Annotated in this window: 18 protein-coding genes; 16 read left to right on the forward strand and 2 right to left on the reverse strand. The window is 27.9% G+C overall.

The features are described 5' to 3' along the window. Positions 1–103 precede the first annotated feature (103 nt). The 16 genes from D3Z07_RS11040 to D3Z07_RS11115 all read left to right on the forward strand — a co-directional run bounded on the left by D3Z07_RS11040 (position 104) and on the right by D3Z07_RS11115 (position 16,121). On the forward strand, positions 104–904 hold the full coding sequence (locus D3Z07_RS11040) for a sensor histidine kinase (protein ID WP_122893902.1): 801 nt from the start codon (positions 104–106) through the stop codon (positions 902–904). An 84-nt stretch (positions 905–988) separates the two neighbouring features. Continuing rightward, complete coding sequence (tkt, locus tag D3Z07_RS11045; RefSeq protein ID WP_076088774.1) at positions 989–2,905, forward strand: transketolase; 1,917 nt, start codon at positions 989–991, stop codon at positions 2,903–2,905. Between the two features lie 153 nt (positions 2,906–3,058). Next, positions 3,059–3,913, forward strand: a complete 855-nt coding sequence (locus D3Z07_RS11050; RefSeq protein ID WP_076088772.1) for an NAD(P)-dependent oxidoreductase — start codon at positions 3,059–3,061, stop codon at positions 3,911–3,913. A 10-nt stretch (positions 3,914–3,923) separates the two neighbouring features. Continuing rightward, positions 3,924–4,316, forward strand: a complete 393-nt coding sequence (locus tag D3Z07_RS11055; protein ID WP_076088770.1) for a tautomerase family protein — start codon at positions 3,924–3,926, stop codon at positions 4,314–4,316. Further along, complete coding sequence (locus tag D3Z07_RS11060; RefSeq protein ID WP_076088768.1) at positions 4,309–4,674, forward strand: CidA/LrgA family protein; 366 nt, start codon at positions 4,309–4,311, stop codon at positions 4,672–4,674. The genes D3Z07_RS11055 and D3Z07_RS11060 overlap by 8 nt, the downstream gene beginning before the upstream one ends. Further along, positions 4,664–5,377, forward strand: a complete 714-nt coding sequence (locus D3Z07_RS11065) for an LrgB family protein (RefSeq protein WP_076088766.1) — start codon at positions 4,664–4,666, stop codon at positions 5,375–5,377. Before D3Z07_RS11060 ends, D3Z07_RS11065 begins: the two co-directional genes overlap by 11 nt. Before the next feature lie 101 nt (positions 5,378–5,478). Continuing rightward, positions 5,479–5,787: an ArsR/SmtB family transcription factor gene (locus tag D3Z07_RS11070; protein ID WP_076088764.1), complete on the forward strand. Its 309-nt coding sequence runs from the start codon at positions 5,479–5,481 to the stop codon at positions 5,785–5,787. Beyond that, positions 5,787–6,140, forward strand: coding sequence for a gamma-glutamylcyclotransferase family protein (locus D3Z07_RS11075; RefSeq protein WP_076088762.1), 354 nt, complete (start codon positions 5,787–5,789; stop codon positions 6,138–6,140). The genes D3Z07_RS11070 and D3Z07_RS11075 overlap by 1 nt, the downstream gene beginning before the upstream one ends. Positions 6,141–6,219: 79 nt before the next feature. Then, on the forward strand, positions 6,220–7,479 hold the full coding sequence (locus D3Z07_RS11080) for an arsenic transporter (protein ID WP_122893903.1): 1,260 nt from the start codon (positions 6,220–6,222) through the stop codon (positions 7,477–7,479). Positions 7,480–7,516: 37 nt separating this feature from the next. After that, positions 7,517–7,930 carry an arsenate reductase ArsC gene (locus tag D3Z07_RS11085; RefSeq protein ID WP_122893904.1) on the forward strand — a complete coding sequence of 138 codons (414 nt, stop codon included), beginning with the start codon at positions 7,517–7,519 and terminating at the stop codon, positions 7,928–7,930. Positions 7,931–7,944: 14 nt separating this feature from the next. Continuing rightward, a complete protein-coding gene (locus D3Z07_RS11090; RefSeq protein ID WP_122893905.1) occupies positions 7,945–8,859 on the forward strand; it encodes an MBL fold metallo-hydrolase in 915 nt (304 codons plus the stop codon). A gap of 12 nt (positions 8,860–8,871) precedes the next feature. Beyond that, positions 8,872–9,816 carry a permease gene (locus D3Z07_RS11095; RefSeq protein WP_122893906.1) on the forward strand — a complete coding sequence of 315 codons (945 nt, stop codon included), beginning with the start codon at positions 8,872–8,874 and terminating at the stop codon, positions 9,814–9,816. Positions 9,817–9,834: 18 nt separating this feature from the next. Beyond that, on the forward strand, positions 9,835–10,062 hold the full coding sequence (locus D3Z07_RS11100; RefSeq protein WP_076088752.1) for a thioredoxin family protein: 228 nt from the start codon (positions 9,835–9,837) through the stop codon (positions 10,060–10,062). A 99-nt stretch (positions 10,063–10,161) separates the two neighbouring features. Next, positions 10,162–11,721 carry a methyl-accepting chemotaxis protein gene (locus D3Z07_RS11105; RefSeq protein ID WP_076088750.1) on the forward strand — a complete coding sequence of 520 codons (1,560 nt, stop codon included), beginning with the start codon at positions 10,162–10,164 and terminating at the stop codon, positions 11,719–11,721. 6 nt (positions 11,722–11,727) lie between these two features. Continuing rightward, positions 11,728–12,630: an EamA family transporter RarD gene (gene rarD, locus D3Z07_RS11110; RefSeq protein WP_122893907.1), complete on the forward strand. Its 903-nt coding sequence runs from the start codon at positions 11,728–11,730 to the stop codon at positions 12,628–12,630. Then, positions 12,630–16,121, forward strand: a complete 3,492-nt coding sequence (locus D3Z07_RS11115) for an acyl-[ACP]--phospholipid O-acyltransferase (protein ID WP_122893908.1) — start codon at positions 12,630–12,632, stop codon at positions 16,119–16,121. Before rarD ends, D3Z07_RS11115 begins: the two co-directional genes overlap by 1 nt. Before the next feature lie 21 nt (positions 16,122–16,142). Here D3Z07_RS11115 and D3Z07_RS11120 read toward each other — a convergent pair whose 3' ends face one another. Continuing rightward, the gene (locus D3Z07_RS11120) at positions 16,143–18,683 is read right to left on the reverse strand and encodes a [protein-PII] uridylyltransferase family protein (RefSeq protein WP_122893909.1); all 2,541 of its coding nucleotides are present in this window, start codon (positions 18,681–18,683) and stop codon (positions 16,143–16,145) included. After that, positions 18,680–19,432 (reverse strand): Fis family transcriptional regulator, encoded by a 753-nt coding sequence (locus D3Z07_RS11125; protein WP_076088742.1) that lies wholly within the window; start codon positions 19,430–19,432, stop codon positions 18,680–18,682. The genes D3Z07_RS11120 and D3Z07_RS11125 overlap by 4 nt, the downstream gene beginning before the upstream one ends. Positions 19,433–19,468: the final 36 nt, after the last annotated feature.

The raw sequence follows: 19,468 nt of genomic DNA on the forward strand, positions 1-19,468 counted from the left end.
ATAAGAAAGCCAAGAATATTTATATTCTTGGCTTTTTTTATTTAATATGTAAAAAATCATCATTTAAAATAATAATTTTTAGATTATTTAGTTAAAATAAATAATGAGACAAACAAAAATAGAAGACTTCCTAGAACTAGAAGAGCATAATAAAGAATTAGAGCAAAGAGTAAAAGAAGAAGTATCAAAGAATAGAGAAAAAGACAAACTAATGTTTCAGCAGGCAAAGCTTGCATCTCTTGGTGAAATGTTAGGTAATATTTCTCATCAATGGCGTCAACCTTTAATGGAAATATCTTCGATTTTCCTTCCTATTGAAGCTAAAATAAATATGGACATTCCTTTAGATAAAAAAGAAGTTTTAGATTCAATTGAAAAATTAAATGATATTACAAAATATATGTCAAATACAATTGATGATTTTAAAAACTTCTTTTTAAAAGAAAAAGAAAAAATTCATTTTGAAATTTTAGAACAAATTAATTCAACTGTGAACATTATAAGTAGTAGTTTAAAAGTTCATGACATAAAACTTGATATTATTATCCAAAAAAATACAGTTATGTTAGGATATAAGAATGAATACTCTCAAGTACTAATAAATATAATAAATAATGCAAGAGATATTTTAGTACAAAGAAAAATCCAAAACCCAAAAATAAAAATAACAATAACAGAAAATAAAAATGACATTATCACAAAAATAGAAGATAATGCAGGTGGAATAAAAATCACTCCAATAGAAAAAGTTTTTGATCCTTTTTTTACATATGAAAAAATTAATGGTTCAGGAATTGGACTTTTTATGTCTAAATTAATTATTGAAAATAATATGAATGGTAAATTAGAAGTATCAAACAATAAAGAAGGTGCAATTTTTACAGTTATTATCCCTAAATCTTAAGAAAAATACACTTCATATTGTATTTAATCAATTTTAGATATAATCTCAAAAATATAGAAAACTCATCAAATAAATAGGATAATTATGTCAAAGCAATTATTACAAAAACAAGCAGATACAATAAGATTTTTAGCAGCAGATATGGTTCAAGCAGCAAACTCTGGACACCCAGGTGCTCCAATGGGACTTGCAGATATTGCAACAGTTTTAAGTAAGCACTTAAACGTTAACCCAGCAAATGAAAAATGGTTAAATAGAGATAGATTAGTGTTTTCTGGTGGTCACGCTACTGGTTTAGTTTATTCATTATTACATCTTTGGGGATTTAATGTTGCATCAAGTGACTTAAAAAACTTCAGACAAACACATTCTAAAACTCCAGGTCATCCAGAGTATGGACATACACATGGTATTGAAATTACAACTGGTCCTTTAGGACAAGGTATTGCAAATGCAGTAGGTTTTGCATCAGCTGCAAAATATGCACAAAATACTTTAGGAAGTGATGTTATTAATCATAAAGTTTATTGTTTATGTGGTGATGGAGATTTACAAGAAGGTATCTCTTACGAAGCAACTGCAACAGCAGGTCACTTAAAGTTAGACAACTTAGTAATTATTTATGATTCAAATTCAATTACAATTGAAGGTGATACTTCATTAGCATGGAGTGAGAATGTTAAGAAAAGATTCCAAGGTATTGATTTTGAAGTAATTGAAATTGATGGACATAATTTTGACCAAATTGAAAAAGCATTTGTTCAAGCAAAGGCTGCTACTAAACCTGTTATGATTATTGCAAAAACTGCAATTGGAAAAGGTTCTGTTTCTATGGAAGGTTCACATCATGCTCATGGTGCTCCTTTAGGTGAAGAAGATATTGCAGCTTCAAAGAAAAAAGCTGGATTTAACCCAGATGAAAAATTCATTGTTCCTGCTGATGTTAAAGGTGCTTTTGATAAATTAATTACAGGTTCTATTGCTGAAAATGAGTGGAATGATTCTTTAAGTGCTGAAACTAAAGCAAAAATTGAAGAATTACAAAACCCTAATTATGATGCAGTTGAATACCCAACATTTGAAGCTGATACTAAAGTAGCGACAAGAGATTCAAATCATAAAATCTTAAATGCAATTGCAGCAGCAGTTCCAGGATTCTTAGGTGGATCTGCAGATTTAGGACCATCTAATAAAACTGAGTTAAAAGGTGAGGGTGATTTCCCAAATGGAAGAAACATTCACTTTGGTATTAAAGAACATGCAATGGCAGCAATTGCAAATGCTATGAACCTTTATGGTTTATACAAAGTTTATTCTGCAACATTCTTTGTATTCTCTGATTACTTAAAACCAGCAGCTAGAATTGCAGCACTTGCATCTATTCCTCAACACTTCGTATGGACTCATGATTCTATTGGTGTAGGTGAAGATGGACCAACACACCAACCAATTGAGCAATTATCTCAATTTAGAGCCTTACCAAACTTTTATACATTCAGACCAGCAGATGCTACTGAAAATGTTGAGTCTTGGAAAAAAGCTTTAACAATGACTGCACCAACTGCATTTGTTTGCTCACGTCAAGGTCTTACAGTTTTAAAAGATAAAAAAGAATTTGGTGAAGTTTCAAATGGAGCTTACTTACTTAAAAAAAGAGAAAATGCAAATATTACTATTATGGCTTCTGGATCTGAGTTAATGTTAGCATTACAAACATCTTGTGCCTTAGAAAAAGAAGGAATAATAGCAAATGTTGTTTCTGTTCCTTGTTTTGATTTATTCTTAGAGCAAGAACAATCTTATATTGACCAAGTAATTGATTGTAATACTCAAGTATTTGCAGTAGAAGCAGCAAGAGGTTTAGAATATTATAGATTCGCAGATAAAGTTTACGGAATGGATACATTTGGAGCAAGTGGACCTGCGAATGATTTATTTGATGAGTTCGGATTTACAATTGATAAATTAAAAGCAAAAATTATAGCTGACTTTAAAAAATAAATATAAAAAATAAAAGTAAAGAAGAATTTCTTCTTTACCTTTAAAAACTTCAAATTTAACTTTCTTTAGAAAATACCAATATTCAACAACTCTAATAATTGACAAATTCCTAATGCTAGATTATAATCATACAAAAAATATTTTGGAGAGATTATGTCAATAGGATTTATAGGACTTGGAAATTTAGGAACAGCAATTGCTACGAGATTAAAGCAAATGGATGAAGAAATAATCGCATATAATAGAACAAAAGAAAAAGCCTTAGATAAAGGGTTTAATGTTGTAGATACACCAAAAGATTTGTTGAAATCTTGTGATGTAATTTTCATTTGTCTTTTCGATTCACCAGCTGTCAATAATGTTTTTAATATGCAAGATGGTCTTTTATGTAATGAGCTTAAAGGTAAAATAATTATTGATTTAAGTACTCATCACTATGAAGATGTTTTAAATTTTCATGCTCTTTGTGAAAAAGCAGAAGCAAAATATTTAGAAAATCCAGTATTTGGTAGTGTTGCTCCTGCACTTGCTGGTGTTTTAACACTAGTATCTTCCGGAAAAAAAGAAGTTTTTGATGAAGTAAAACCACTCTTAGAAAAGTTTGGAAAAGAGATTTTCTTTTTAGAAAAACAAGGAAGTGCAACAAAAATGAAACTAATCAATAATCTTTGCTTAGGTTCTTTTATGGCAACTATTGCTGAGTGTACATCACTTGCAGAAGATTGTTCGATTCCAAAAGATAAAGCTTTAGATATTTTGGGTGTTGGAGGTGGAACTTCACTTGTTTTAAATGCTAAAAAACAAAAACTAATTGATGAAGATTTTTCAGCACATTTTTCAAATAATGCAATAAATAAAGATTTACATTTATTACAAGATTTAGCATACTCTATGAAAAAACCTTTATACTCAGCAGCAATGCCAAAAGAGCTGTTCTCTAAAATGAAAATGATGGGAAAAGGTGAAGAGGATTTTTCTTCTATTTATAGATTATTTAAAGGTGAATAAAGGATAAAAAATGCCACATTTACAATTTGAGATAAATAAAAAAGTATCAAATGAAACAAAAGATAAATTTGTGAATCAAATAAGAGATGTCTTCTCTAGTGTTATGGATACAGGAAAAGATCATATAGCTATTAGTATAAGAGAGTATGATAAATACAATCTTACAATAGGACGTGCTAATCCAAAAGATGATATTTGTTTAATGAATTTAGATATTAGAGAAGGTAGAAGTATTGAAAAAAGACGTGAAATTGCTCTAAGATATATGGAAATTGTACATGCTCTTTTTGAAATTGATTTAAAAAATCAATATATTACTTTTACTCAGCACACGGGAGAAGATTTTCATTTAGTAGAAAAGTTTTTAGCTAATTGGGAAGTAGGAGAAGACCCTCTTGCTTAAAGGAATTATTACACTTTTAGTTTTCCAATTTTTTGGAGAATGTATAACTAAACTTTTTGACTTATTAGTTCCTGGACCTGTTATTGGAATGGTATTATTATTGATTTTTTTAATTATTAGGAAAAGTAGTTTTGAAAGTTTAGATACAGCTGTTTTTCTGCATTTAAGATATTTGCCACTTTTATTTATACCAGCTGCTATGGGAATTATAACGCAAGTTGATATTATTGCAAAAGAGTTTTGGGCAATTTTAATAGCTTTAATTGTGGGAACTTTAATAGCACTTGTTTTTGCTGCTAAATTTATGGATTATTTAACAATTAAAACAACAAAAGAAAAGAATATAAATGAATTATAATGCCTTATTAGAATATATAAATAACACACCTTTAACATGGATAGTTATTACTTTGCTTTCGTATAAAGTAGGAATCATAATTTATGAAAAGTTTAATAAACATACTTTATTACAACCAATTATTACTTCTTATATTGTAATTTTATCTTTGATAATATATACAAATACTTCTTTTGAAGAGTATTTTAAAAGTGTAGAAATAATTCATTTCTTTTTAGGACCAGCTACTGTTGCTTTAGCACTTCCTTTGTATAAAAACTTGAAACATCTAAAGGCTTTATTTATTCCAGTAGTTGCAACACTTTTTATTGCAGGAGTCTTTTCAATTGTTATAGCTGTTTGTTTATTATGGTTTTTAGGAGCAGAACTTCCTACAATTCTTTCAATGACAACAAAATCAATTACTGCTCCAATTGCTGTTATTACGTCTGAGCAAATAGGAGCAATCCCATCTTTAGCAGTTGGTTTTGTAATAATTACAGGAATGATTGGTGCTGTATTTGGCTCAATCATTTTTAGACTAATAAAAATTAAGCATGAAACTTCTGAAGGTTTTGCACTTGGTTTAGTCTCACATGGAATTGGTACAGCAAGAGCTATTGAGATAAGTGAAAAAGCAGCAGCTTTTGCAGCACTTGCAATGGGACTTAGTGGAATTTTAACAGCTGTTTTTTTGCCTTTAATAATCACTTTCTTTAAATAAGAAGTGAAATATGAATAAGAAGTGAAATATGAATTAATACATCAAGATATATTGATATATTAATTTTATTATGATATACTTCAAAAAATCAAAGGAATATGATGGATATTTTTTTAAAAACAACATCTGCTTTAAATGATGAAACTAGAATTAGAATTTTAAAGTTTTTAAATATTCATGGAAAATGCTGTGTATGTGATTTAGAAAATTCTTTTGAAATGATTCAATCAAGACTTTCAAGACATTTAAAAATATTGAAAGAAGCAGGATTTTTAAGAGTTGATAGAGAAGGACGATGGGCTTATTATAGTCTTAGATCTCCTCTTGACGAATTTAGACAATCTTGCGTAAAAGAGATAAATACTTTGGATATTCAACTTCCAAATTTAATAAAGGCATGTAATAAATAATGACTGAAACACTTTTTGTATATGGAACATTAATGCCAAACTGTCCAAATGGACATGTTTTAGAAAATGTTGTTGGTAAATTTGTACCAGCAACAGTTAAAGGTAAATTAGTTGATGCAGGCTGGTCTGCAGGAATGGGTTATCCTGGAATTAGACTTGACAAAACAAGAGACACAATTCATGGATATTTGTTTTATTCATCAAATTTAATTAATCATTGGGATTACTTAGATGAGTTTGAAGGTGAAGAGTTTGTAAGAACTCCTGTAACTGTTGAGCGATATGATGAGTTAGATGTTGAAACATATCTTTATATGTTAAAACCAGAAATAATTGAAATGGAAGAAGATTAGAGTTACTTAAATGTAACTCTTTTTTTTTTAAATAAATATCAATATATCTTGATATATTAAAATAGTAAAAAGGAAGAGTATGTTATTAGCAAGTGCAATTTTTATTATTACACTTATTTTTGTAATTTGGCAACCAAGAGATTTACAAATAGGAACAACAGCAGTTATTGGAGCAATTGTTGCTTTAGTTTTAGGAGTAGTAAGTTTCTCAGATGTTTTAATAGTAACTGATATCGTTTGGGATGCAACTTTATCTTTTATTGGAATTATAATTTTATCTATGGTTTTAGATGAGATTGGTTTTTTTGAGTGGTGTGCTTTAAAAATGGCAAAGTTCTCAAATGGAAGTGGAATGAAGATGTTTATTTATTCTATTTTACTTGGAGCATTTGTATCTGCACTTTTTGCAAATGATGGAGCAGCTCTTATTTTAACTCCTATCTTACTTGCAAAAATGAGAATATTAAAATTAAATATGAAGTCTATTGTTGCTTTTTTACTTGCAGGTGGATTTATCTCTGATAGTGCATCATTGCCTTTAGTATTTTCAAACCTTACTAATATTGTAACAGCAAACTATTTTGATATAGGCTTTTCTGAGTATATTTCAAATATGTTAATTCCATATATAGTAAGTGTATTTATATCTATTGTTTTCTTATGGTTGTTACTGCGAAAAGATATTCCTAAAACTGTGGATATTTCACTTTTAAAAGAGCCATCAAGTGTAATTAAAAATGATACTTTATTTAAACTATCTTGGGCTTTTTTAGCACTTTTAATAGTAGGATATTTTATAGGTGATGCTTATGATTTACCAGTTGCAGTATTTGCTCTTGGTGGTGGAGTAATATTTTTAATTATTGCAACTATGTTTAAAACAGTTGAGCCTGTTCGTATTATAAAAGAAGCACCTTGGCAAGTTGTATGGTTTAGTATTGGACTATATATAGTTGTCTATGGTTTAAAAAATGCAGGTCTTACTGATTATTTAGCTTTAATCTTACAAGATTTAAGCACTCGTAGTGATACTGTTGCAATTGTAGGAACTGGATTTATAGCAGCATTTTTATCTGCAATTATGAATAATATGCCAACAGTCATGATTATGGATATAGCACTTCAAGATATTCCAAATCAAGCTTTAGCATATGCGAATATTATTGGATGTAATTTAGGACCTAAAATGACACCATTTGGTTCACTTGCAACTCTTTTATGGTTACATGTATTAGCAAAAAAAAGTGTAAATATTTCATTTGCACAGTATAGTAAATTTGGTCTAATTATTACACCACCAGTTTTACTAGTAGTATTATTGTCACTAGCGTGGCTTTAAAATATAAATATTAATTTAAAATAAAAAAGGATAAAAAATGCAAAACAAATCAAATAAGAAAGTATTAATTTTATGTACAGGAAACTCGTGTAGAAGTATTATTGCAGAAGCTTTAATTAATTCAAAACTAGAAGGTTTCTCTTCAGATTCATCAGGTGTAAAAGCAAGTGGTAGAGTTAATCCAAATGCTCAAAAATTACTAGAACAAAAAGGTATCTGGAAAGAACAATATCATTCAAAAACTATTGATAAAGTAATTGATAATGAATATGATTTAGTTGTTACTGTTTGTGATAATGCACATGAAACTTGTCCAATGTTTCCAAAAGCAGTAAAAGTAATTCATGTAAGTTTTGAAGATCCAGATGGAAAAGGTTTTGAAGCATTTGAAGATACATATAAAGAAATAGAAGAGATTCTACTTCCAAAAGTTGTAGAGGCTTTAAAATAATAAAAAGGCAAAAAATGAAATCTTTTATATATATACTTTTACTTCTATCTTTTAATTTATACGCAGATGTGTATAAATTAAAAGTTGTAAATGTGACTTCAAACATAGATTGTTATATTGGAGATTTTAATCCTCCAACAAAAGAAAATAAAGGATTTGTATCAAATGTTTGTACAGTTGATACAGGTGATTCTATAGTAGTAATTGAAGCAGGTCCTACATATGTTTTTGCAAAAGAGTTAAATGAGTTAATAAAAAAGAAGTATGCAAAAGATGTATCTTATGTAATAGTTACAAACTTTCATGATGACAGATATACAGGAGCTTCTTTTTATAAAGAAAAGAATATTCCTATTATTGCACATAATACTATTGTAAAAGAGTTAAAAGAAAATCCAGATAAATTTAATAGAATTCCAAGAGTTACTACAAAAGAAGAGTATGTAAAATCTAAAGTTGTAGATGCAGATATTTTTACTAATGATAAATATATTATCAAAGGTAAAAACTTTAATATTGAGGTATTAAAATTAAGTAAGGCTTCAAACTCTGTTTCAGATATATCTGTTTTTGTTCCAAGTGAAAACTTTATCTTTACAGGAAATACAGTATTTAATGGCAGAATGATTAAGTATGCAAAATATTCAAATATAAATGAATGGATAAAAGCCTTAGAAAAACTTGAAAAAATGAATGTTAAGTATGTGATGGGTGGACATGGAAAAGAGTTTGATAAAACTTCTTATAAGCCAACATTAGAATACTTAAGAGTTTTAAAACAAAGTGTAACAAAAGCTTACGATGATGAGGTAGATGTAGAAGATATTTATAATTACGTAGATGATAAAAAATTTTCATATTATGATCACTATAAAACTATAGCTCCTTTGAATGCAAAAACTTTATACGATCAATTAGAGTGGGAATAAAAAAGGATACTTATGTGGAAAGATTTTGTTGATTATTTAACTTATGAACTTTGGAGTTTAGAAGGTCATTTAGGTGAAGCTATAAACTTTTTTATTTATGATACGATAAAAATATTTTTTCTTTTAATTGTAATTATTTATATTGTAAGTTTCTTAAGAAGTTTCTTTCCAGTAGAAAAAGTAAGAGATTATTTAAGTGGGAAACATAAACTAATAGGTCATATTTCTGCTGCATTTTTTGGAATGCTAACACCTTTTTGTTCATGTTCTGCAATACCTTTGTTTTTAGGATTTTTACAAGCTAGAATTCCTTTAGGAGTAACTTTTTCATATCTTATTTCAGCACCACTTAGTGATGCTGTTGTGATTGCATTATTGTTTTCTCTTTTTGGATGGAAGATTACTTTACTTTATATTTCTTGTGCACTGCTTATTGCAATAGTTGCAGGATTAATAATAGGAAGTATGAATTTAGAAAAAGAAGTATTAATCGAAGTTAAACCTGCTACTTCATGTTGTAATTCACAAGAAGAAGGAAGTACTTTTAAAGCAAGAGTAAAAGAAGCTTGGGAAGCTACACTTGATATTTTTAAGAAGATATATCCTTATGTAATAATCGGTATTGCAATTGGTGCTTTTATACATGGATATGTTCCAGCTGAAACGATTGCTACTTATGCAGGTGGTGATTCATGGTATGCTCCACTTTTAGGAGTTGTGATGGGAATTCCAATGTATTCAAGCGCTGCAGGAATGATTCCACTTATTGAAGTTTTAACTTCAAAAGGAATGCTACTTGGAACTGCATTATCATTTATGATGGCTGTTGTCGCTCTTAGCCTTCCAGAAGCCATGATTTTAAAAAGAGTAATTTCACTAAAACTTATTTCAATATTTTTTGGAATTGTAGGAAGTGCAATATTACTTGTTGGATATATATTTAATGCGATATTATAAAAATAATAGGAGAAAGAAATGAAAATTGAAATTTTAGGAACAGGCTGTGCAAAATGTAAAGCCTTAGAAGAAAATGTAAAAAAAGCAGTTGCAGAAGCTGGCGTTTTTGCTCAAGTTGAAAAAGTGGAAGATATTGTTAAAATTATGGATTATGGTGTAATGAATACTCCAGGACTTGTAATAAATAGTGAAGTTAAATCTACTGGAAAACTTTTAAATTCTGAAGAGATAAAAGCTTATTTTTAAAAAGTATAACCTACTTTTAAGCTATTTAGTCATTATTTAGTTATTAAATTGTATACTAACTTTCTAAAGTATAATATATAAATATTTAGGAGAATGAATATGTTTAATTTTGGAAAAACAGAAGAAGAATCAGCTAGGTTAAGTGCAATGGATGAAAACTATGCCATTATATCATTCAACCCAGATGGTACTATAATACATGCAAATGATAACTTTTTAAATGTATTAGGTTATAGCTTAAGTGAAACGGTTGGTAATCATCATCGAATGTTTTGTGATAAAACATATACAAGTACTTCAGAATATACGAATTTTTGGAAAGATTTATCGAATGGAATCTCTAAAATAAATGAATTTGAGAGATTCGCAAAAGACGGTACTTCTGTATGGATTCAAGCTTCATATTCACCTGTTAAAAATAAAAATGGAAAAGTAATTAGAGTAGTTAAGTTTGCTCAGGATATAACAGATAGTAAAAAAGTCATTGAATCTTCTAAGAAAGCTATTGAACTAGCAAAGACAGGTATTATGCAACAATCAATAATTGAATCAACTAAAAATGAAGGTATTGAGGAGCTTAAAAATGGTATCAATGATTTATTTCAAGTTGTATCCTCAAAAGTTGATGGTGATTTAAATAAAATAACAGAAGCCTTAACTTCTTATCAGACATTAAACTTTGTTCATAGAATTACAGGAGATTTAGGTGAAGTTTCAGTTGGTTTAAATAGTTTAGCCAACGTTGTAAATGACATGTTAGTAGAAAATAAAACCAATGGATTAACACTTAATAATGGTTCTGATTCACTTTTAGAAAATGTAGATAAATTAAATCAAAGTTCAAATGAAGCGGCGGCTAGTTTAGAAGAAACATCAGCTGCTGTAGAAGAAGTAACTGCAACTATTAGAAATAATACTCAAAATATTGCAAAAATGGCAAATAATTCAAATATTGTTACAAAGTCTGCTAAAGATGGAGAAGCACTTGCTAATCAAACAAGTGTAGCTATGGATGAAATTAATGTACAAGTTAAATCTATAAATGAAGCAATCAGTGTAATTGATCAAATAGCATTCCAAACAAATATTCTTTCTTTGAATGCAGCCGTTGAAGCTGCAACAGCAGGAGAAGCAGGAAAAGGGTTTGCCGTAGTTGCTGCGGAAGTACGAAATCTAGCTTCAAGAAGTGCCGAAGCTGCTAAAGAAATCAAGGATATAGTTGAAAATGCAACATCCAAAGCAAATGAAGGTAAAAATATTGCTGGAAATATGATTGAAGGATATAAAGAATTAAATCAGAATATTCAAGAGACTACAAGTCTTATTTCAGATATTGAAATGTCAAGTAAAGAACAATTATCAGGAATAGAACAGATAAATACGGCAGTAACTCAACTCGATCAGCAAACACAAAAGAATGCAGTTGTTGCTTCTCAAGCACAGGAGATAGCTACAACTACAGATGAAATTGCAAAACTTATTGTTTCAAGTGCGAATGAAAAAGAGTTTATAGGAAAAGCTGATGTTAAAGCTAAAGAAATGAACTTAAAAATTGAACAAGCTACATCTATAGATGTAAAGAGAACTAGGGTAACTGCTGCTTCGCCAAGAATTGTAGAGGCAAAGAAAGAAACAAAAGATGAATGGGAAAGTTTCTAAAAGATTTTGACAGAAATTAAATTAGGACAAATATATGCGGTATTAGCATTTTTATTTTGGGGAGCAATTGCTCCAATTTATTTTAAAGAAGTATCAAGTGTTGAGCCTTTAGAAGTTTTAATTCATAGGATTATATGGTCTTTTTTTATTCTTATTCCTTTGATTTTTATTACAAAACAAGTTGATATTTACAAAACTTTAATAAAAGATTTTACTAAATTAAAATACCTAGCATTATCAACTTTTTTCATTTCCCTTAATTGGCTTGTTTTTATTTGGGCAGTTACAAATGATAAAATTATGGAAACAGCACTAGGCTATTATATTAATCCCTTAGTTAGTATATTTTTAGGCTATTTATTCTTTCAAGAAAGAATGTCTAAAAATCAATATATTGCTATTTTTATAGCTTTTATAGCTGTTTTCTACCAAGTTCTTAGTCTAGGTTCTCTTCCTTTAGTTTCTTTAACACTTGCATTTTCTTTTGCTTTTTATGGAATGATACGAAAAAAAATAAATGTAGGTTCTATTGTCGGATTATTTGTAGAAACTTTGATAATGATACCTTTTGCACTAATTGGAATATACTATTTATATACTACAAATTCAATATCTTTTTTAAATTCAAGTACATATATTAATATAATGCTAAGTCTTGGTGGAATAATAACAATTACACCACTACTACTATTTAATGGTGCTGCAACAAGACTTAAGCTTACAACATTAGGTTTTTTACAATACTTAGGACCAACATGTGCTTTTTTACTTGCAGTTTTTGTATATAATGAAGAGTTTAATTTTGATAAAATGATTACATTTATATTAATTTGGATTGCATTAGCAATTTTTTCATTAGATTCAATAAAAAAATATAGAAAACAAAAGAAGTTAAAAAAGGATAATTAATGAATAAGCTTTTTGAAAAAATCAAAAATTTATCCCTGATAAAGTTAGCTTTTTTATTTGTTGTTTTTTGTAATGCTTTAGTTGATGTATCACATAAAGTATTACTTCAAAATATTGCTTTTAAAGTGTTCGATGGAAGTGAACAAGTTATTTGGATATCAATAATTAATGCAATGATTATTATTCCTTTTTTACTACTGTTTACCCTAAGTGGCTATTTATCAGATAAGTATGATAAAAAATCAATTTTAGTTTATGGTGCTATTTCATCTTTTTGTTTATCAGTTCTTATGATTTTTGCTTATTTAAGTGGAAGCTTTTATTTTGCAATGTTTATTTTAGTTTTACTGGCTGTTCAAAGTGCTATTTATTCACCTGCTAAATTTGGAATAATTTTAGACATTTATGGAAAAAAGAATTTAGCAAAAGGTAATGCAGCCTTACAATCTATTTCAATAATTGCAATACTTTTTGCAATAGGAATTACCTCTTTTATTTTTGAAAGCTTTTATATCTCTAATAATTTAGAGCTCTTAAGCTCAAAAGAGCAGTTGCTTTCATCAACTTTAAGTCTTACTTACTATGTTCTTCCAATTGCTTTTTTAGAAATGATTGTTTCTTTACTTATTTTACGAAAAATAAAAACATCGCATAAAAGAAATGATAGTTTAACTCTAAACAAAAATGATTTCTTAAAAGGAAAACTTTTTTCTAAAAATATAAAATCAATTTTTTCAAATAAGATAATATTTTTATCTGTAATTGGACTTTCGGTTTTTTGGGGAATTTCGCAAGGTTTGATGGCTGTTTTCCCTTCTTATGCTAAGCAGTATTTAGAAGTAACAGATGTGTTTGTAATAAATGGTGTAATTGCATGTTCAGGAATTGGTATTGCAATTGGAGCTTTTATTTACTCAAAACTTTCAAAGCATTATATAGAAGTAGGAACTATTCCCCTTGCTGCGTTTGGAATGGCTTTGATGGTTTATATTTCAACAATTGTACAAACTCCATTTTTATTAGCTTTATCTTTTTTATTCTTTGGTATTTTTGGAGGATTATTTGTAGTTCCTTTAAATGCTTTAATTCAATTTAATGCAAATAAAAAAACTCTAGGAACTATATTAGCAGGTAATAATTGGTTTCATTCTTTATTTATGTTTGCAATGCTTAGCCTTACAACTATTGTCTCTTTTTATTCTTTAGATCCTTTGAGTACTATTTATCTGATACTACTTATTACAACTTTTGGTGCATTTTTTACAGTTATAAAACTACCACAATCTATGATTTTAGTATTTTTGAAATTGATTGTTGGATTAAAGTATAAACTTGAAGTAAATGATGTTAAAAATATTCCTTCAAGTGGAGGTGTTTTACTATTAGGAAATCATGTTTCATGGATTGATTGGGCTGTAATTTTAATGTCAGTTCCACGTGATGTAAAATTTGTTATGGAAAAATCTATTTATAATAAATGGTATTTAAAATGGTTGCTTAAAATGTTTAATGCCATCCCAATTTCTGGAACTTCAAGTAAATCAACTATAAAAGAAGTTGCAAGACAATTAGATGAAGGGAATGTTGTAGTTTTATTTCCTGAGGGAAATATTACAAGAAATGGTCATTTAGGTGAGTTTAAAAGAGGTTTTGAACTAATACTAAGACAGACTCACAGTGATGTAAGAGTGGTCTCTTTTTATATTAGAGGCTTGTGGGAGTCAATGTTTAGTCGTGCTAATAATAAATTAAAAAAATCATATAGAACAAATACAGTTACTGTTTCTTTTTCAAAAGTAATGAAAAAAGAAAATGCAAATATTACAAGAGTAAAGCAAGAAATTATAGCTTTATCAACATCTTCATGGAAGGAACATATTAAAAATCTAGGAACTTTAAGTCAAACAATTTTTGATAAGTTAAAAGAAGTATCAAATGAGATGATAATAGCAGATTCAACAGGCTTAGAGTTAAGTGGAAATAGATTTTTAACAGCAAGCATTCTTTTTAAAAACCAACTTAAGAAAAAAGTAAAAGGACAAAACTTAGGACTATTATTACCTTCAAGTGCAGCTGGTGCTTTTATAAATAATTCTGTATTAATGATGGGAAAAACAGCTGTTAATTTAAACTTTACAAGTTCAATGCAATCAATAAAAGAAGCTATAAATAAAGCAGAAATAAAAACAATTATAACTTCGTCAAAATTTGTTGAAAAACTAGAAGCTAAAGGCATTGAAATATCATCAGTATTTGAGTTAGTAAATGTAATTCTTTTAGAAGATTTGAAAAAAGAAATATCAAAATTAAGTGGATTAATTACTTTATTAAGTGTAAAGTTTTTACCAAGCTTTTTACTAAAAGCTATTTATTTAGAAAAAACAAACAAAGATGATACTGTTGTTATTTTATTTTCTTCAGGAAGTGAAGGAAAACCAAAAGGAATAGAGTTAAGTAGTGATAATATCTTAGGAAATTCACAGCAAATAGCAAATGTTTTAAATGTAAGTGATGATGACATTTTTGTAGGTTCACTACCAACTTTTCATGCCTTTGGAATAGTTGTAACTACTTTTTTACCTTTAATTGAAGGAATAAAGTGTGTGTGTCATCCAGACCCAACTGATGGTTTAGGATTGGGTAAATTAATATATAAATATAAAGCAACAATTTTAACAGGAACTTCAACATTTTTTAGACTTTATACAAAAAATTCTAAAGTAAATCCTTTGATGTTTGAAAGTTTAAGACTTACAGTTGCAGGTGCTGAAAAATTAAGAGATGATGTAAGAATTGATTTTAAAAAGAAGTTTGGAAAAGATATTTTAGAAGGTTTTGGAACAACTGAAACAACACCTGTAACTTCATGTAATTTACCTGATGTTTTAACACCAGAATTTACAGTACAAAAAGGAAATAAAATAGGCACTGTTGGAATGGCACTACCTGGAACCTTAATCAAAATAGTAAATCCAGATACTTTTGATGAACTAGAAATTGGTGAAGAAGGAATGGTCTTAATATCAGGTATTCAGGTTATGAAAGGCTATTTAAAAGATGAAAAGAAAACAAAAGAAGTTTTAATAAAAATTGATAATAGAACTTTTTACATAACAGGTGATAAAGGAAAACTAGATAATGATGGTTTTTTAACAATTGTTGATAGGTATTCAAGGTTTGCAAAACTAGGTGGTGAGATGATTAGTTTAACTGCAATTGAGAATATGATTTCAAAAGTTATTGAATTACCTGAAGATACAAATACTGATTATATTGCAACATCTATAGAAGATGAAAAGAAAGGTGAAAAAATCATTCTTTTAATTTCAAATGTAAATGAAGAGTTTGTAAGTAGTTTAAAGGAAAAAATAATAGCTTCTTTTGATAATAATCTAATGATTCCAAGTTTGATTAAAATAGTTGAAGAGGTACCAAAATTAGGAACTGGTAAAAAAGATTTTAAAGCAGCTAAGCTTTTAGCTAAAAGTTAATAAGAGTTCAAATAAAGCAGATTAATCTGCTTTATTTTCAATACACATTAAATCAATAATTTCATTTTGCTTTGTGCAAAAGTTTCCATTTTTTTCAATTAAGAATAAATCTTTTGCATAGCCTCTAATTGTATTTAATTTAGCACTCTCAATTTCAATATTAAAATCATCAAAGATTTTTGCAATGTAAGCAAATAAACCTTTTTGATCTTTTGCAACTATACTCATTGCTGCTAAATAAGCAGTATGATTACAATTAACTTTAATGTTCTCTTTTTTGATAATTGGAGCCATTAATCTTGTAGTTTTTGACATATCAAATGAACTTTTAATAACCTCTTCAATAAAAGGTAAATCTTCATCATCAACTTTTTCAGTAAATGAGATATAAAAAGCTTTTTTATCATCATAAAGTTTATATATATTCATAGATGCAATATTTAAAAACTCTAATTTTCCTAATAAGTATCCAAGGTTAAGTGGAGCTTTTCTTATTATTCTAATTGTTAAATGTCTTTCATTCATTATTTTATAAATATAGTTTTCTACATCTTTTGCTTTTATTGCAATATCTAAAATATCTTCAGCTTTTAGAATTAAGAACATTTGATTTGAAGAAATATACATTATTTTCTTTTTAACCAAGTTTGGTAATTCTTTATATCTTTTTAGGTTTTTAATTGTGTTTTGCTTTGCAACTCTTCTTGCACTTTCATTTAGTAATGCTTCATTCTCAAAAGCCGGAAGAGATTGTGTATATAATTGTTTTAAAAGTGAAGCCATAGATGCATTATAAATATTTGTTCCAACTGCTGAAATATCACAGTATGTAACTACATATAACATTCTTAATGCAAGTTCACTTTTTACTAATCCTGTAAAATTAAGTATAGTTTTTTCAGAATAAATATCTTCATGAGTTGCTATGTAAGACATCATATTATGATATCTTACAAGTCTTGCTCCAATTTTAGTATGCTCTTCATCAAAATTTAAAGAGACACCCATATCTTTAAAGATTTTTTCACCAACAATGTGATGATCTGTTGGTCTTCCTTTTCCTGCATCATGAAAAAGTGCAACAAGTTTTGTAATACTTTGTTGCTGTTTTGTTAAGGAATTAAAAATTTCTTGAATATAAGGATCTTTAATGTGTTCTGCAAATTTTAATGTTTTAATAGAATGTACGTCAACAGGATGTTGATGATATCCATCAAATTGTGGTTGATCAATAATCTTTTTTGTATTTGGTAAAATAGCTTGAAATAATCCTGCATTGTAAATTAGTTTAATAATAGGATATAAAGACTTTTTAAAGAGCATTGATTTAATATTCTTTTTTAACTCTTTTGATTGCGTAGTAGGACGCTTAGCTTTACTTGCATAGTAAATATATGACCTATCAAATCTTTTTACACTTGAAGGTAAGTCAATAAGCTCTTTTACTAAGTTATTTAAACTCTTTGGTTTTGCATTAAAAGATGTATATAAAGTATTGTCTACAATATAAAGATTCTTTTTATATCGATGTTCTTTTAATAAAGTGATATTTTCTTTTTTAAATATAACTTTTCTTGTAAATTTTTTAACCATTGTTGCTGTAAAACTATGAATAATATGTAAACATGTTAAAAGTTTTGCCATACATTGTCTATCTTTTGTATGCCGTGGTGTATTTTTGAAACCTAGTTTTGTACTTAAATCAGGCAAGATATCAAAAGTTACTTGGTCTTGTTTTTTTCTTGCAATATTATGTAAGGCATTTCTTACTTGGAAAATATATTCTAAAGATTGTCTATATTTTCTATACTCTTCTTCTGTAAATTCGCTACCTATCAAACTTTTCGTATCTGATGTTCCATATAAAATATTTGCCATCCAATACATCATATTTGATTCTCTAATACCACCATAACCATCTTTAATATTAGGTTCCATTTTCAGTGGATACTTTAATAATCTTTGTTTATGTTCTTCAAGCTTATCTAATACAAACTCTTTTTGATTTGTTTTTCTAATAAGATGTAATACATTTTCATAACCATACCAAAGATATTTAGAACCAAAAATAAGTCTTGATTCTAAAATTGAACTTTTAATAGTTATATCTTCAGCAACACTAAGTGCTACTTCTTTTAACTCATGAACCCTAGAACCTAATTTTAAACCACAATCCCATGCAAGAGTAATAAACTCTTCCATAATTTCTTTTAAGTTATAACCTTTTATATCCTCATATAGAATCATAATGTCAATATCAGAATAGATACAAAGCTGCTGTCTTCCGTAAGAACCAAGTGCCACAAGACTAATAGGAACTGAAGAGCTCATTGGTTGATATGAACCAAAGTTTTTACGTAAAATATATTTATAAAGTAAAATTAGGAATTTATCAGTATGTTTTGTATGTTTTATAAAAAAGTCTTTTCCACCCGTAGTTTCAAGTGTAGTATCAATAGATGCAACATAGTTTTTAAAATAGTTTTTAAAAACTTTTGATATCTCAAAATCATTTGCATTTTGTGAGATAAGTTCTTCAATTTGTATATTTAAATCATTCATAGTAATTCTTTATGCGTTTCCAATTTTTTTCTTAATGTTATCCTATTTAAGCCTAAATGTTTAGAAACTTGAACCTGAGATTTGTATTTTTTTGTTGATGCTTTTATTAAAGGAACTTCAAATAGATATAAAAGGTTTTTGTATGCATTATCTTCACCTAGATTCTCACCTAGATATTTTTCTAAAAACATTAATATCTCTTCTTCACCAATTGTTTCAAAAAGATAAGAAAAATAAATAGATTTTCTTAATGAGTGAGTGTTATTTGTAATATTTGTAATTAATTTAGATGAAGAGATCATTTCCATATCTAAAGTTCTTGAAGCTTCAAGTGAAAACTTATGAATTAATGCTTTAGTATCTAACTCTCTTTTATGTAAACTTGGTACTTCAAGATTAATTGAAAATATATCTTTTAACTTTTGGTTTAACATATTATTTTCCGATATTGCAATAATTCTAATATCATTTGTATTTATCCATTTTAAGAAAAGGTCAATATTCGTAAGTTCATCAATTTTATCAATAATTATTGCATCATTTTGTAGATTTATTACTTCATCTTGGATATCTTGTTGTAATGACTTTGAATTATAAATATTAGAATTTGGCAGTATATATTGAGCAAGTGATTTTTTACCAACACCTGCACCTCCTAATATTAGGGCATGTACATTAACAGCTTGTAATAGTTTTGCTGAGTTTAATATCTCTTTTGAAATCTCATCCTGTGCGATAAAGTCTTGCATATTTTCTAACCTTTTTTTGTATAAATTAATTATACA

It is taken from the genome of Arcobacter peruensis (genome assembly GCF_003711085.1).
GTDB lineage: Bacteria > Campylobacterota > Campylobacteria > Campylobacterales > Arcobacteraceae > Poseidonibacter > Poseidonibacter parvus.